Origin of the sequence: Pseudomonas sp. GXZC, assembly GCF_026967615.1 — a bacterium.
Classification (GTDB): domain Bacteria; phylum Pseudomonadota; class Gammaproteobacteria; order Pseudomonadales; family Pseudomonadaceae; genus Aquipseudomonas; species Aquipseudomonas azotoformans_A.
The window spans coordinates 3,215,508-3,230,837 of record NZ_CP114115.1 but is presented as its reverse complement, the minus strand read 5'-3'; the positions used below and the strand labels follow the sequence as shown (position 1 = coordinate 3,230,837).

The 15,330-nt window shown below is 59.3% G+C and carries 12 protein-coding genes and 1 pseudogene; 5 read left to right on the top strand and 8 right to left on the bottom strand.

What is annotated here, in order from left to right; translation table 11 throughout:
- Positions 1 to 37: 37 nt before the first annotated feature.
- The 3 genes from OZ428_RS15075 to gnd are packed head-to-tail and all read right to left on the bottom strand — an operon-like array spanning position 38 to position 3,362.
- Positions 38 to 862, bottom strand: a complete 825-nt coding sequence (locus OZ428_RS15075) for an HAD family hydrolase (protein ID WP_269133915.1) — start codon at positions 860 to 862, stop codon at positions 38 to 40.
- Positions 859 to 2,382, bottom strand: coding sequence for a glucose-6-phosphate dehydrogenase (zwf, locus tag OZ428_RS15070; RefSeq protein ID WP_269133914.1), 1,524 nt, complete (start codon positions 2,380 to 2,382; stop codon positions 859 to 861). Before zwf ends, OZ428_RS15075 begins: the two co-directional genes overlap by 4 nt.
- Positions 2,379 to 3,362 (bottom strand): phosphogluconate dehydrogenase (NAD(+)-dependent, decarboxylating), encoded by a 984-nt coding sequence (gene gnd, locus OZ428_RS15065; protein WP_021491799.1) that lies wholly within the window; start codon positions 3,360 to 3,362, stop codon positions 2,379 to 2,381. Before gnd ends, zwf begins: the two co-directional genes overlap by 4 nt.
- 269 nt (positions 3,363 to 3,631) lie before the next feature.
- Here gnd and OZ428_RS15060 point away from each other — a divergent pair, with 269 nt between their 5' ends.
- From OZ428_RS15060 to OZ428_RS15045, 4 genes and pseudogenes are all read left to right on the top strand, one after another.
- Positions 3,632 to 3,811, top strand: a complete 180-nt coding sequence (locus OZ428_RS15060; RefSeq protein ID WP_269133913.1) for a DUF6026 family protein — start codon at positions 3,632 to 3,634, stop codon at positions 3,809 to 3,811.
- Positions 3,812 to 3,971: 160 nt separating this feature from the next.
- Positions 3,972 to 5,729 carry a phosphoethanolamine transferase CptA gene (locus OZ428_RS15055; protein ID WP_269133912.1) on the top strand — a complete coding sequence of 586 codons (1,758 nt, stop codon included), beginning with the start codon at positions 3,972 to 3,974 and terminating at the stop codon, positions 5,727 to 5,729.
- 114 nt (positions 5,730 to 5,843) lie between these two features.
- Positions 5,844 to 8,070 (top strand): annotated as a pseudogene (locus tag OZ428_RS15050) (TonB-dependent siderophore receptor).
- Between the two features lie 151 nt (positions 8,071 to 8,221).
- Positions 8,222 to 8,425, top strand: coding sequence for a hypothetical protein (locus OZ428_RS15045; RefSeq protein WP_269133911.1), 204 nt, complete (start codon positions 8,222 to 8,224; stop codon positions 8,423 to 8,425).
- A gap of 96 nt (positions 8,426 to 8,521) precedes the next feature.
- Here OZ428_RS15045 and OZ428_RS15040 read toward each other — a convergent pair whose 3' ends face one another.
- The 4 genes from OZ428_RS15040 to OZ428_RS15025 form a co-directional block, all read right to left on the bottom strand.
- A complete protein-coding gene (locus tag OZ428_RS15040; RefSeq protein WP_033897456.1) occupies positions 8,522 to 9,013 on the bottom strand; it encodes a GNAT family N-acetyltransferase in 492 nt (163 codons plus the stop codon).
- Between the two features lie 174 nt (positions 9,014 to 9,187).
- The gene (gene zapE / locus OZ428_RS15035; RefSeq protein WP_269133910.1) at positions 9,188 to 10,291 is read right to left on the bottom strand and encodes a cell division protein ZapE; all 1,104 of its coding nucleotides are present in this window, start codon (positions 10,289 to 10,291) and stop codon (positions 9,188 to 9,190) included.
- A 15-nt stretch (positions 10,292 to 10,306) separates the two neighbouring features.
- Positions 10,307 to 10,642, bottom strand: coding sequence for a nuclear transport factor 2 family protein (locus OZ428_RS15030; RefSeq protein WP_033897454.1), 336 nt, complete (start codon positions 10,640 to 10,642; stop codon positions 10,307 to 10,309).
- Between the two features lie 52 nt (positions 10,643 to 10,694).
- Positions 10,695 to 11,411 carry a helix-turn-helix transcriptional regulator gene (locus OZ428_RS15025; protein ID WP_016979424.1) on the bottom strand — a complete coding sequence of 239 codons (717 nt, stop codon included), beginning with the start codon at positions 11,409 to 11,411 and terminating at the stop codon, positions 10,695 to 10,697.
- A 160-nt stretch (positions 11,412 to 11,571) separates the two neighbouring features.
- Here OZ428_RS15025 and OZ428_RS15020 point away from each other — a divergent pair, with 160 nt between their 5' ends.
- Positions 11,572 to 12,618: an aldo/keto reductase gene (locus OZ428_RS15020; RefSeq protein WP_269133909.1), complete on the top strand. Its 1,047-nt coding sequence runs from the start codon at positions 11,572 to 11,574 to the stop codon at positions 12,616 to 12,618.
- A gap of 53 nt (positions 12,619 to 12,671) precedes the next feature.
- On the opposite strand, the gene pepN is transcribed toward OZ428_RS15020, so the two are convergent.
- Positions 12,672 to 15,329, bottom strand: coding sequence for an aminopeptidase N (gene pepN, locus OZ428_RS15015; protein ID WP_269133908.1), 2,658 nt, complete (start codon positions 15,327 to 15,329; stop codon positions 12,672 to 12,674).
- Between the last annotated feature and the right edge of the window lies 1 nt (position 15,330).

Below are 15,330 nucleotides of genomic sequence, written 5' to 3'. Positions count from 1 at the left end.
TAGATAAGCGCAAGTTCAGTGTTAGAGCGTATGACGCTTATTGAGCGGCCAGAATAAACCGTTCAATGGCCTCTGCGGCACCGTCCTCGATATTACTACCGGTTACAACGCTGGCCTGGCGCTTGACGGTTTCTTCAGCCTGGCCCATGGCAATCGACAAGCCGGCTACGTGAAACATTGCCGGATCATTGCCGCCATCACCTATAGCTGCCGTCTGTTCCATCGGGACGCCAAGGTGTGCAGCCAGCGTTTTCAAGGCCTCGCCCTTGTTAGCCAGCATCGCCGTCACATCCAGGTACACCGGCTGTGAACGCGACACCTGAGCCAGCCCTTGCACCTTGGGCTGCAACTGCGCCTCCAGTTCCACCAGCAATTGCGTGTTGTTGCTGGCCGCGACGATTTTATCCACTCGGTCCAGGTAGGGCTCAAAACTCTCTACCACAATCGGCCCGTAGCCCAGGCCATCGGCCTCGCGCTGCACCATCGGCCCTGGCGGGTCGCGGCGCAGCCAGTCGCCATCGGCAAACACCCAGACTTCCACGTCCGGCTCAGCCGAGAACAGCGCCAGGGTCACCAGCGCCGCCTCCGCCGGCAGATGGTGTGCAACCAGGATGCTGCCATCCGGGTTGATCAGCGTGCCGCCGTTAAAACCGGCCACGGGCACATCGATACCAAAGGTTTCGATCAGATGCAGCATGGCCTTGGGCGGGCGCCCGCTGGCCAGGCTGAAAAACACCCCGCTGTCACGCAAGGCCCGCACCGCGTCGGCGGTGCGTTGGCTGAGACTGTGATCGGGATGCAGCAAGGTGCCGTCCACGTCACTCAGGATAAAACGGATGGGATGGACCGCGGCATCACTCATCCGAGGCTATGCCAGGTGCGACCATCACGGGCCAGCAGTGCATCGGCGGCGGCCGGGCCGTCTTCACCAGCCTTGTAGGCCTGGATCCCGTCGTCTTCCTTCCACGCATCGAGAAATGGCTGCACCGCACGCCAGCCGTTCTCGATGTTGTCCGCGCGCTGGAACAAGGTCTGGTCGCCGGTCATGCAGTCGTAAATCAGGGTTTCGTACCCGGTCGACGGCTGCATTTCGAAGAAGTCCTTGTAGGCAAAACCCAGCTGGATATTGGCCATGTCCAGGGTCGGCCCAGGCTTTTTCGCCAGCAGGTCGAACCACATGCCTTCATTGGGCTGGATCTGGATTTTCAGGTAGGTGGGCTTTAGCTCATCCACTTCGGTATCGCGAAATTGCGCGTAAGGGGCAGGCTTGAAGCAGATGACGATCTCGGTGTCACGCACACTCATGCGCTTGCCGGTGCGCAGGTAGAACGGCACGCCGACCCAGCGCCAGTTGTCGATCATCACCTTGAGGGCGACAAACGTCTCGGTGCTGCTATCCGGGGCAACGTTGGCTTCTTCGCGGTAACCCGGCAGTTGTTTGCCGCCAATCTCTCCGGCGGTGTACTGACCGCGAACCGAGTTGGCCCGAGCATCTTCCAAGGACCAAGGACGTACCGCACCAATCACCTTGGCCTTTTCACCGCGCACGGCGTCGGCGCCAAAGGCTGCGGGCGGTTCCATGGCCACCATCGCCAGCAACTGGAAGAGGTGGTTGGGCACCATGTCGCGCAGGGTGCCGGTCTTCTCGAAGAAGTTGCCACGGGTTTCAACGCCGACGGTTTCGGCAGCGGTGATTTGCACGTGGTCAATGTAATGGTTGTTCCAGAACGCTTCGAACAGCACGTTGGAGAAGCGGCTGATCAGGATGTTCTGCACCGTTTCCTTGCCCAGGTAATGGTCGATGCGATAGATCTGCTTCTCGCTCATCACCTTGAGCAGGCTGGCATTCAACGCCTCGGCGGTGGCCAGGTCGGAACCGAACGGCTTCTCGATGACCACGCGACGGAAGCTGTCGTCAGTTTCCGTCAGCAGGCCGGCACTGCCCAGGCGCTGCACCACGTCACTGAAGAAGCGCGGTGCGGTGGCCAGGTAAAACACCGCGTTGCCCGTGCCGCTGTCAGCGATCTTCTTGCCGATGTCGGCGTAGGTGCCGTCGTCGAGGAAATCACCCTCGACGTAGCTGATGCCCTTGGCCAGTTGCGCCCACAGCTCAGAGTCCAGGGCGTTTTCGCCATTACCCCTGACCTTGCTCGCTGCTTCGGTGCGAATGAAGTCTTCGAGTTTCTTGGCGAAATCGGCGTCGCTGATGGCGTTGTGATCAACGCCAACGATGCGCAGGCCATCGCCCAGCAGCCCATCGCGGCTGAGGTTGTACAGCGCCGGCATGAGCAGGCGCTTGACAAGATCACCGTGGGCACCAAACAGAAACAGTGTGGTGGGCGGGGCAGGTTCGGCCTTGGGTTTCTTGCCGTTGGCGGTCATTTTTTGGAAGTCTCCACGTGGCCGCCAAAGCCGAAGCGCATGGCAGACAGCATTTTGTCACCGTAAGTGCTCTGCTGACGCGAACGGAAACGTGCGAACAGCGAGGTGGACAGCACTGGCACCGGCACGGCTTGTTCCATGGCGGCTTCGATGGTCCAGCGGCCTTCGCCACTGTCGGCCACGGAGCCGGAGTAACCGTCGAGTTTCGGGTCGGTGGCCAGGGCGTCGGCGGTCAGGTCCAGCAGCCAGGACGAAACCACACTGCCACGGCGCCAGACTTCAGCGATATCGGCGACGTTCAGGTCGAAGCGTTGGTCTTCGGGCAGGTTTTCCGAGTTCTTGGTCTTGAGGATGTCAAAACCTTCGGCAAACGCCTGCATCATTCCGTACTCGATGCCGTTGTGGATCATCTTGACGAAGTGCCCGGAACCCGCAGGACCGGCATGGATGTAGCCTTGCTCGGCGCGCGGGTCAGCGCTGTCTGAACGGTCCTTGGTGCGCGGGATATTACCCAGGCCTGGGGCCAGGCTCTTGAAGATCGGATCGAGGCGCTGCACGGTCTCGGCGTCGCCACCGATCATCATGCAGTAGCCACGTTCCAGGCCCCAGACGCCGCCGGAGGTGCCGACGTCAACATAGTGCAGGCCTTTTTCGGCCAGCGCCTTGGCGCGGCGGACGTCGTCCTTATAGTTGGTGTTGCCGCCGTCGATGATTGCGTCACCGTCTTCCAACAGCGTGCTCAATTCATTGATGGTGTCTTCAGTGGGTGCGCCGGCAGGCAGCATCACCCAAACGGTGCGTGGCTTTTGCAGCCCGGCCACCAGTGCCTTGAGGTCGGCAACGCCGGTGGCGCCCTCTTCGCTCAGGCCTTTTACAAATGCTTCGTTACGGTCGTAAACAACGGTGGTATGCCCATTGAGCATCAGGCGCCGTGCAATATTCCCGCCCATGCGGCCTAGTCCGATAATCCCCAGTTGCATGTGCTGATGCTCCTAACTACTAAAAAAATGTGTGCATAGTTTATAGCGCAATGAGGCCAATGAGGGTTAGTCAGGCGGATATCGATGTAGTTTCATGGAAAAAAGCTGCCACCATTTCACCATCACGACACGAAAAGTCACACGACCATCAAAAATAAAAAAGTTCCATTGCCCGCAAAAAGAATTCAGAATTGTCCTGACTGCTGCCGAGAACCTCGACTCAAGCGTTCTGGCACACCGCGACACACCGGCTATTTGCGAGGTAAGCAATGAGCACTGCACAGATGAATCGTCCGCCACAGACCCTCTACGTCACCATTCGACGCGACGAGTTGCGCCAGTTGAAAGACGAACGCGAACAATTGCAGCAAGAAGTCTTGCGCCTGCGCTCGCACATCATCCAAGCCCAGTTGGACCAGCCTTCCGGCGCCCAGCCACTGCTGTGCTAAGCCCTGTCATCGCTTTGTAAGATTACGCCTACGAAAATCTCACAAAGTTTTCACACGCCTCTCCCGATACTCCCGCCCGAAGGGCCACCCCATGCAAGGGTGGCCTCTGTTGCGCGCAGCCCTGCGTGTCGACTGAAAAATTATCGGGTTGGAGCGCTGGATGGCGATGTTCGAACGCAGCACGAAGTCTGCGAAAGGCTTTGATTGGGCCGGCCTTGGCTGGCTATTCGTGTTTTTCTGGTACTTCTCGGGTATTACCCAACTGCTGATTCAGCTCAGTGGCACCTCCGGCTTCAGTGGTTTCCGCCAGGCCTTCTTCATGAGTGCGATCTGGCTGGCGCCGCTGCTGATATTCCCCCGCCGCACGCGTTTGCTGGCCGCCTTGATCGGTGTGGTGCTGTGGGCCTGTTCCATGGCCAGCCTGGGTTATTTCTTCATCTACCAGCAGGAATTTTCCCAAAGCGTCATCTTCATCATGTTCGAGTCGAACATCTCTGAAGCTGGCGAATACGCAACCCAGTATTTCGCCTGGTGGATCGTACTGGCGTTCATTGCCCACACCGCCGTGGCTATTTTCCTATGGACACGCGTACGACCGGTCTATCTGCCACGCGGCCAGGCACTGATAGCGGCGACGGCCATCCTGGTGGGCATCGTCGGTTACCCGCTGGTCAAGCAGATCGCCCGCAGCGACACCCTCGACGATGCCATCGACCGCTTTGAATCACGCATCGAACCCGCTGTGCCGTGGCAGATGATCGTCGCCTACCGCCGCTACACCGAGCAGTTGGACAACATGCAAGGCATGCTCGACAGCGCCAGCCAGATTCCACCGCTCACCAACCTGAAGGACACCATGGCCGGCCAGCCGTCCACCCTGGTGCTGGTCATCGGTGAGTCGACCAACCGTCAGCGCATGAGCCTCTACGGCTACCCGCGCGACACCACGCCGGAATTGGACAAACTGCGCGACCAACTGGCGGTGTTTGACAACGTCATCACCCCGCGCCCCTACACCATCGAGGCGTTGCAACAGGTACTGACCTTCGCCGACGAAGAAAACCCGGACCTGTACCTCAAGACGCCGTCGATTGTCAGCGTGATGAAACAGGCAGGCTACAAGACCTACTGGATCACCAACCAGCAGACCATGACCAAGCGCAACACCATGCTCACGACCTTTTCCGAACAGGCCGACGAACAGGTGTACCTGAACAACAACCGCAACCAGAACGCCCGTCAATACGACGGCGATGTGCTGGCACCGTTTTCCAAGGCGTTGGCGGACCCTGCGGAACGTAAATTCATCGTGGTCCACTTGCTGGGCACCCACATGAGCTACCAATACCGCTACCCGCCGACCTTCGACAAATTCACCGACCGCCAGGGCGTACCGGCAGGCGTGACCGACGATCAACTGCCCACTTACAACAGCTACGACAATGCGGTGCTGTACAACGACTTTGTGGTCTCGAGCCTGATCAAGGACTACGCCAAGACCGACCCCAATGGCTTCCTGCTGTACCTGTCGGACCACGGCGAAGACGTGTTCGACTCGGCGGGCCACGCCACCCTGGGGCGAAACGAAGCCAAGCCGACGGCGCCGATGTACACCATTCCCTTCATGGCGTATGCCTCGCCAAAATGGCGGGAAACCCACGACTGGAGCTTCGCCGGCGATTTACAGCGGCCCTACAGCAGTTCGCAGTTGATTCACACCTGGGCAGACCTTGCCGGGCTGAGCTTCAAAGAGCTGGACCGCACGAAAAGCCTGGTGAGCGACAGCTTCACGGCCCGCCCACAAATGATCGGCAACCCCTACCTGCGTCAGCAGAAACCACTGATCGACTTCAGCCTGATCAAGCCGAAAAAAGTCAGTCCCACCGACGTTGTGCTTCAGGAAAAACCGGCGCTGTAACAGAAAGATAACAATCATTCTCGTTTAAGCCTAAAGTTCCTCCCCTCCTTTCGTCTTTGAACCATGGCCTTTTCCGACCGGAAAGGCCGCAAAGACGACAAGGAGTCTTCCGCGATGTTCGCGCCTTTCACCCGTTCCATGACCCTCACCCTCGGCCTCTTCAGTGTGGCCACCAGCCCTGCTCTGTTGGCGGAAACCGACCCCGAAAACAAAGCCCTGGAGTTGGGCGCCACCCGCATCTCCGCCGAAGGCCTGGGCGCCACCACCGAACACACCGGGGCCTACACCACCGGCTCCATGAGTACCGCCACCCGCCTCAACCTGTCCGTCAAGGAAACCCCCGCAATCGATCTCGGTGATCACGCGCCAGCAGATGGATGACTTCAATCTCAATACCTTGACCGAGGTGTTGCGCCAGACCACGGGGGTCAACGTCCAGCACAATGACTCGGACCGTGTGTCCTATTCATCGCGCGGCTATGGCATCAGCAACTTCCAGATTGACGGGATGCTCAACACGTTTGGCTACATGAAGTCCGATTCCGACACCATCATCTATGACCACATCGAAGTGGTGCGGGGCGCCACGGGCTTGACCACCGGCGCCGGCGACCCTTCCGCCACGGTCAATATGGTGCGCAAACGCCCGACGGCCCAATGGCAGGCGCAAACCGGGGTCAAGGCCGGCAGCTATGACAACTACTACAGCTACATGGACGTGGGCGGCCCGTTGGCATTTGACGGCAAGCTGCGCGGGCGGACGGTACTGGCCTACCGGGACAGCCAATCCTTTCGCGACAATTACGGGCTACAACGGGCGGTCGGCTACGGCATCCTTGAAGGCGACCTCTCAGACGATACGGTCTTGGCCGTAGGCTTTGATTACCAGAACAAGCAGGTCCAAGGCACCTCCTGGGGCACCGTCCCCTACTGGAACAGCCAGGGTGGCAAGGCCGGGCTGTCCCGCTCCACCAACATGGCGGCGCACTGGAGTTCCTGGCCACTCACGGACAAGACCACCTTCGCCACCCTCGATCATCGGCTCAGCGGTGACTGGCATTTGAAAGCCGCCTATACCCATCGCCAAAGCGACACGGATGGCAAGGTGTACTACGGCGGCGCGGGTTTCCCCAATGACGACCGCAGCGGCATGACCGCCTGGGCGAGCCACATGCGCAGCACCTCGAGAATGGAAGCGGTCGACCTCAACCTCGCCGGCAGCTACGCCCTGTTGGGCCGCGAACATGCACTGATGATGGGGTATGGAGAGGCGACACAGCGCGACGTGTCCCCGGTGATGCGCAGCAACATTCCTGACGGCTACTACACGATCGAAGACTGGAAATACATGGGCGGGATCGGCAAGTTCGGCGACACCGTCACCGGTCTCAAGGGCGAGCACAGCAGCAAGCAACAGAAAGCCGGCTACCTGGCAACGCGCCTGAGCCTCACCGACCGCCTGCACGCGGTACTCGGAAGCCGCTATGGCAGCTGGGAACTGGAAAGCGCGGCACCCGAATACGATGACAATGATCAGCTACTCAGGGCCAACAAGACCCGCCAGACCCACAACGATATGTGGACGCCCTATGCCGGCTTGCTCTACGACATCACGCCGGAGTACACCGTTTACGCGAGCTACACCGACATTTTCAAGCCGCAGAGCCTCAAGGACGTCAGCAACAAATACCTGGAACCGGTGGTGGGCAGCAACTATGAGGTCGGGCTCAAGGGGAGTCTGTTGAATGAGCGCCTGAACGTCGCGGCCGCGTATTTCTGGAGCAAGCAGGACAACGTTGCCGAACGGGATTATTCGGTGCCACTCAACCCAACCACCGGTGAGGAGTACTACAAGTCCGGCGGCAAGGGGAACAAGGTCAACGGCTTTGAACTGGAGGTTGCCGGCGAAGTAATGCCGGACTGGAACCTGACGGCAGGCTACACCTACACCCACTCGGTGAATGGCACGGACAAGCGCAACAACACCGGGCAGCCGCTCAACCTGGTGAAGGTTTCCAGCGCCTACCGGTTGCCAGGAGCATGGCGTAACCTGACGGTGGGCGGCGCGGTCAACTGGCAGAGCGATATCTACGAATTCAGCAACCGGCCTACAGGGCAACGCATCGGTAACAGGCTGGTGACCGAACGCGCGAAAATCACGCAACAGGCCTACACCGTGGTCAACCTGATGTCGCGCTACCAGTTTGACGAACAGGTTTCTGCGTCGATCAACGTCAATAATCTATTTGATAAAAAATATTACGAACGCGTCGGCTTTTATAACGGCGTTTATTGGGGCGACCCGCGTACTGTAACGCTTGCACTGGATTGGAAGCTTTAAAACATACTCCGCGCGCACTCCAACCTTAACGAAATCGTTAAGGTTGGAGGCTATCCAGTTAAGCTTCGCTTAATCGACCCTGCACATAATCGGCCCCACGAGTCTGATCTAAGAGAACAGACACCGATCACACTTTATGGGACTACCGACGATGAAACTCTCAACTCTGATGCTTGCTGGCTTGATGACCCTGACCTCCGCTGCCGCCTTCGCCGAGGGCGGCGCAGAGCGCTCCAAAGAGTTTTATGCCAACTTCAAGTTCATGCAGGACAAAGCGCACGGTACAGCGGAACAAACAGCCTCCAGTGATGTAAAGCAGCCAAACGTGAATGATACAGCGCAACCCAAAAGTTAAGGCAACGTTAACACCTTTGTCATTCCGCTCCGTTGACAAGGGTTAATTTGGCGCCACTCAGTGGCGCCTTTTTTATTTCTGGTTAAACCCAATAGTTTATAAAGGCTTATTCCAAAACAACATCGCACCATAAGCCGGATCAAACTTGGCACCATCAAACCCGAACTTGCGATAAGCCGACTTCGCCACTTCATTACCCTCGAGCACTTCCAGGGTGATCTTGCAGCAGCCGCGTTGACGGGCGATTTCCTCGACCTTTTGCAGCATTTTCTGACTCAAGCCCAAGCCACGAAATTGATCCATCACCACCACGTCATGCACGTTGACCAATGGGCGGCACGCGAAGGTCGAGAACCCTTCAAAACAATTCACCAGCCCGGCCGGCTCTCCGTTCACAAATGCCAATACGCTGAACGCGTGCGCACGCTTGGCCAATTCTGCCGGCAACTGCGCCAGCAAATCCGGGTCCAGGCTGTGCCCTCCCCCCATGGGATCTTCGGCGTAATGGTTGAGCACCAAAGCGATGGCTTCGGCATGCACGGCATTGGTGTAGCTGGCTTGCAGCACCAGGATGTCAGGGGTGTCCATTTCCTTCCTCGATAACGGCAACAAGGGATTCGGCTCCCTTTGAGAGGCATGATTGTAAGCGTGGAAGCGCCGTTAACTGAAGGAGATAAACTACAAATAGGCGTTTGAAAACGCCAAGGTTATCGCCCTAAAAAAGTCGGGACTGCTCGTTCCACAGGTTTCTTCGCACAGGCCTCAGGCAAAACGCTGCAATTGCATTTCTTGCAGGCGGCTCAAGGTACGGCGGAAAGGAAACTCCAGGTAACCCTCGGTATAGAGCTGTTCGAGCGGCACCTGCGCCTCAATGTACAACGGCACTTTACGGTCGTAACACTCGTCCACCAAGGCGATGAACCGCCGTACGCTGTCGTCGTGCACCGACAGCTCGGGCAATTCGCGATCACCTGCGACCACTCGCTGCGCACCATCTTCGGTACCACGAGCGATCCGGCCAGGTCGTTTTTGCGCGCTAAGGTTAGGCACTTCGCCCAGTAGAATCGCCTTGAAGCGATCGCATAGCTGCATGAAGTCCATGGCGGCCAAGGGTTGCTCGCACAGATCGGCATAACGGCACCACAGCACGGTGTCGCTCGATTGCACCGCAACGATGGAGCGATGCCCCACAGCAACCAGCCCGCTGCGGGTTGGCTGGCCTTCGGCCAATTGCGTGAACACGCTGGCCAGCGCCTCGGGCTGATTGACCCAATAGCGTTGAAGGCCCACACCCGGATGCAACCGGTGATCCTCTCCCCCATCCACCGCGACCACCTGTAGGTGCTGTTGTATGGCCGCAATTCCCGGCAAGAACCGCTCGCGGTTAAAACCATCGGCATACAGCTGGTCGGGCGGTTGGTTGGAGGTGCAGACCATCACCACGCCTTCCTCGAACATCACCTGAAACAGGCGCCCCAGGATAATCGCGTCCCCGATGTCATTGACGAACAGTTCGTCAAAGCACAGCACCCGCACTTCCCGGCTCAATTCCCGAGCAAGCGCCTGCAAAGGATCGTGCGTGCCGGTCAGGTGAAACAGGCGTTGATGCACCCAGCCCATGAAGTGGTGAAAATGCTGGCGACGCGCCAGCACCCTCAGGCTTTGGTAGAACTGATCCATCAGCAAGGTCTTGCCACGGCCCACCGGCCCCCACAGGTAAACGCCTGTGATCGGCGTACGGCCTTGGTGCAAGGCTTCATGGCAGGTTTGCAGGGCGTCCACCGCACGGCGCTGGGCGTCGTCGGCCAAGAAGCCCTGTTGAGCGATGGCGTGTTGGTAGGCTGCGAGGGGCGAGTCGAAAGTCATGTCCGCCAGTATGACCTACAGGGAAATATCCAGCCGCGAAATCTTGCCCTGTTCGTTCAAGCGAAAGGTGTAGCGCAGCTCCAAAGGACTGCCGGGAAAATTGCCTGACACCACATTGCTGACCAACACTTTGCCCGTACGGTGTTGCACCTTGAGCACTTCCACCCTTGGCTGGTAGCGGCGCGCGGTGTCTTCCATCCAGCGCGCGATGGCAGCAGTGCCAACTTGATGCTGCCCCTCGTCGAACACATTGGCGTCGTCGGCAAAACAGCGGGCGACCGCCGAGGTGTCACGGGCGTTGGCGGCTTCGAGGTAGGCCACGATGGCCGGTGCCAACTCAGGAATAGACATGGCACAGCTCCTTTCTTGATGATTTGTGACGCCATGCTAAGCCAGGGTTGTGTCAGTTTTTGTCAGGAGTAAACGGCCCGGACTCATTCTGTTCCATCAGCTTGCGCCAGCCGCGCAGCCAGTCGCTGCGCCGCCCCGGATAACGCTCGCCATGGGCCTCGGCGCTCGCCACACGGTCGGTACGAAAGGTGCGATACGCGCCACGCAACTCACACCAGGCGACGATCACCCGTACTTCGTTCAAAAAGCCCAGGGCCAGGGGCCAGATCAGGCGCTGGCTCTGGGTCTGACTGGCGTCCGCGTAATCGATATGCAGCTTGGCCTGGTTGCGGATGGCCTCGCGAAACACATTCAGCGGCACACGGTTCTCCGGGTAACCGAACCCGGGCGGGCCGGGCAACACCGTCGGGTTGCGCAAGGCTTCCTGGGCGGCAGGGTCGAGCACATCGGCGATTTTTGCCAGAGCGTTGGCGGCGGCGCGGCTGAGCACGTCATCACCGCGCTGATCCACGTAGCGCAAGCCAAGCACGATGGCCTCGGTTTCCTCGGCGTTCAGCATCAAGGGCGGCAGAAACAAGCCGCTGCGCAGCACATAACCTACCCCCGCCTCGCCGAAAATCGGCGCTCCCAGCGCCGTTAATTCCGCGATATCACGGTAAAGCGTGCGCTCGGAAACCTCCAACTGCGCCGCCAGCACGGCAGCCGTCACCGGGCGTTTCTTACCGCGTAAAGCCTGGAGCAAAGTCAGTAGACGAGTGGTACGCGACACGGAAAGCCCCGCCAAAAAACAAAGGTGCCGCAGCTTAGCAGAGCCCCCTGTCAGAAAACGTCAGCAGTGAAAAAGCCTCTTGACCGAATACATTACCAAGATCATATTAAATACATGTTGCTAGACATGTATGAAACATCACTGCCTCAGGAGTCCTTGTATGCGCAATAAAGTCTTTGGCCGCCGCAGCGGTCTGCAGGTATCTGAACTGGCCTTGGGCACCGGTAATTTCGGTACAGGCTGGGGCCATGGCGCCGAGCGCGATGAAGCCAAACAGATTTTCGACGGCTACTTGGAAGCCGGCGGCAACTTCCTCGATACCGCCAACGGCTACCAGTTTGGCCAGGCTGAAAAACTGCTGGGTGAATTTATCGCCACCGAGCGCGACAACCTGGTAGTGGCCACCAAGTACACCCTGCGCACCCAGCCGTCGGATGAAGGCACGATCAAGCTCGGCAACAACCGCAAGAACCTGGTTCGCTCGGTTGAAGAAAGCCTCAAGCGTCTGAACACCGACCGCATCGACCTGCTCTGGGCGCACATGAGCGACAACGTCACGCCCATGGAAGAGATCCTGCGTGGCCTCGATGACCTCGTCCGTGCCGGCAAGATCCACTACGCCGGCCTTTCCAACTTTCCGGCCTGGCGCATTGCCCGCGCCGACCTGCTGGCCGAAGTGCGCAACTTCGCGCCGATCATCGGCATTCAGGTGGAATACAGCCTGGTCGAGCGCACCGCCGACCGCGAACTGCTGCCGATGGCCGAAGCGCTGGGCCTAGCCGCCACCCTGTGGTCGCCCCTCGGCGGCGGCTTCCTCACCGGCAAGTACCGCAACACCCAGGACGACAACCGCGCCAACAAACTCGGGATCCTGGTGCACGCCGAACACAGTGCTCGCGAAACCGCCGTGTTGGATACACTGCTGGCAGTCGCCACCGAAGTGGACGCCTCGCCAACCCACGTTGCCATCGCCTGGCTGCGAGAAAAGGCGCGCCGCTCCACCACCGCACTGATCCCGATCCTGGGTTCGCGCACTCGCGCCCAACTGGACAGCACCTTGGGCGCGCTGACTGTGCAACTGTCAGCCGAGCAAGTCAGCCGTCTCGACAACGCCAGCGCTATACCCCTGGGTGTACCGCACGGCATCATCGCCGAGCGTTTCCCCATCGATCACGGCCTGGACACTCCTCGCCCACCCGTTATCTGAGGCGAAAAAAAACGGCCTGTCGAACAGGCCGTTTTTTTATTCAGCGATCCCGCTTAAGCCAGGCTCTTGCTGACCACCTCAAACACATCGCTCGACAGCTCACCCGACGCCCGAATGCGCTCCAGCTCCGCCTTCATCAGTGCCTGGCGCGCGCTGTCGTATTTACGCCAGCGGGTCAACGGCGCCAACTGGCGCGACGCGATCTGCGGGTTGAAGCCATTCAACTCGATCACCAGGTCTGCCAGGAAGCGATAGCCTGAACCGTCCGCCGCGTGGAAGTTGATCAGGTTCTGCCCGGCAAACGCGCCAATCAATGCACGCACCTTGTTCGGATTCTTCAGCGTGAACGCGGGATGTTCCATCAATGCCTTCACGCGCTCCAGCCCACCCGGCAAGGTGCTGCCGGCCTGTACGCTGAACCACTGGTCCATGACCAGCGGGTTGTCCTTGAAGTTCTCGGCAAACACCGCCAGGGCCTGGGCCTTCTCCGCTTCGAACGGCGAGTTCACCAGCACAGCCAATGCGGTCAGGCGCTCGGTCATGTTGTCGGCGGTGTCGAACTGTTCGAGAGTCGCCGCCAACACTTCCGGTTTGCCACTGAGCATCAGGTACGACAACGCAATATTCTGCAATGCACGGCGGGCAAAGTGCTCGGCCGCTGCCACATAAGGCGTTTGCTTGGACAGCTCGCGATTGGCCTGGTAGCGCAACCACAGTGCTTCGTGCAGATTCTCCGACAGTTGTTTGCGAGCAAACTCACGGGCGGCGTGGATGGCATCCACATCCGCGACCTCGCTGATTTCCGTAAGATAGGCTTCACCCGGCAGCGACAGCATCTCCGCCACCATGGCCTGGTCCAGACTTTCGTCGCTCAACACGCTGCGCAGCGCGGTGATCAAACGCTGATCCATGTGCAACGCCTGGCCCTGCTGATGCTGAGCGATCAGTTCCTGCAATACCTGCACCGACAACTGCTGGCCGGCATCCCAGCGGTTGAAGCCGTCGCTGTCATGCTGCATCAGGAACATCAGTTGATCGCGGTTGTACGGGAAACTCAGCTTCACCGGCGCCGAGAAGCCGCGCAGCAGCGAAGGCAATGGCTGCTCAGTGATATCAACGAAGGTGAAGGTCTGTTCGGCCTCGGTCACCGAAATCACGCGGGATGTCGCGCCAGCCACCGCTTCCCCAGCCAGGCGCAAGGCGATACCGGCGCCCTTCCCGTCCAGCAAGCCCAGTTCCACCGGGATCACGAACGGCAGTTTTTCCACTTTGTCCGGGGTTTCCGGGCAGCTCTGGCGGAAGGTCAGGCTGTAGGTTTTTGCCGTGGCGTCGTAGGACTCGCTCACTGCCAGACGTGGCGTGCCGGCCTGGCTGTACCAGCGCTTGAACTGGGTCAGGTCGGCGCCGTTGGCGTCTTCCATGGCCTTGATGAAATCATCACAGGTCACGGCCTGGCCGTCATGGCGTTCGAAGTACAGGTCACTGCCTTTGCGGAAGCCTTCGGCACCGAGCAAGGTGCGGATCATGCCCACAACTTCCGAGCCCTTTTCGTACACAGTCAGGGTGTAGAAGTTGGAGATTTCGATAAAGCTGTCCGGACGCACCGCGTGGGCCATCGGGCCGGCATCTTCGGCGAACTGGTGGGTACGCAGGTACGCCACATCCTGGATGCGCTTGACGGTGGCCGAGTTCATGTCGGCGGAGAACTGCGAGTCACGGTAAACGGTGAAGCCTTCCTTGAGCGACAGCTGGAACCAGTCGCGGCAAGTCACGCGGTTGCCCGACCAGTTGTGAAAGTATTCGTGGGCGACGATCGCCTCGACCCGCTGGTGCGCGGCGTCGGTAGCGGTTTCGGCGCGGGCCAGCACGGCGCTGGAGTTGAAAATGTTCAGGCCCTTGTTTTCCATGGCGCCCATGTTGAAGTCGTTTACCGCCACGATCATGAAGATGTCGAGGTCGTACTCGCGGCCGTAGGTTTCTTCGTCCCAGCGCATGGATTTTTTCAGGCTGGTCATGGCGTGCTGGCACTTGTCGATGTTTTCCGGCTCGACGTAGATGCGCAGCGCGACTTCGCGGCTGGTCATGGTGGTGAAGGTGTCTTCGACACACCACAAATCACCCGCCACCAGGGCAAACAGGTACGCCGGTTTCTTGAACGGGTCCTCCCAGGTCGCCCAGTGGCGGCCATCTTCACCGGGGCCGCTGGCAATCGGGTTGCCGTTGGACAGCAGGATCGGGTAGCGGTGTTGCTCGGCGATCACCGTGGTGGTGAAGATGCTCATCACGTCCGGGCGATCGAGGTAGTAAGTGATCTTGCGGAAACCTTCGGCCTCGCACTGGGTGCAGAACATGCTGCCGGACTTGTACAGGCCTTCCAGAGCGGTGTTGGTTTCCGGGTGGATTTTTACCGTGGTGTCCAGGGTAAAAGTCGCACTCTTCGGCTGTACCGTCAGATGGCTGTCGGTCAGTTGGTAGTCATCTGCCGTCAATTCCTGATCGGCCAGGTTGACACTCAACAGCTCAAGCTGCTGGCCGTCCAGCACCAATGGCGGCAAACCGGCGCCGCGCTCAGGGTTGCGGCGCATCACCAGTTGCGCGTGGACCAGGCTGTGGTCCTCGAACAACTCGAAGGTCAGGTGCGTCTCTTCGATCAGGTAGTCCGGCGCCTGATAGTCCTTCAGGTAGATCATCTTCGGTTGTTCGGTGCGCATG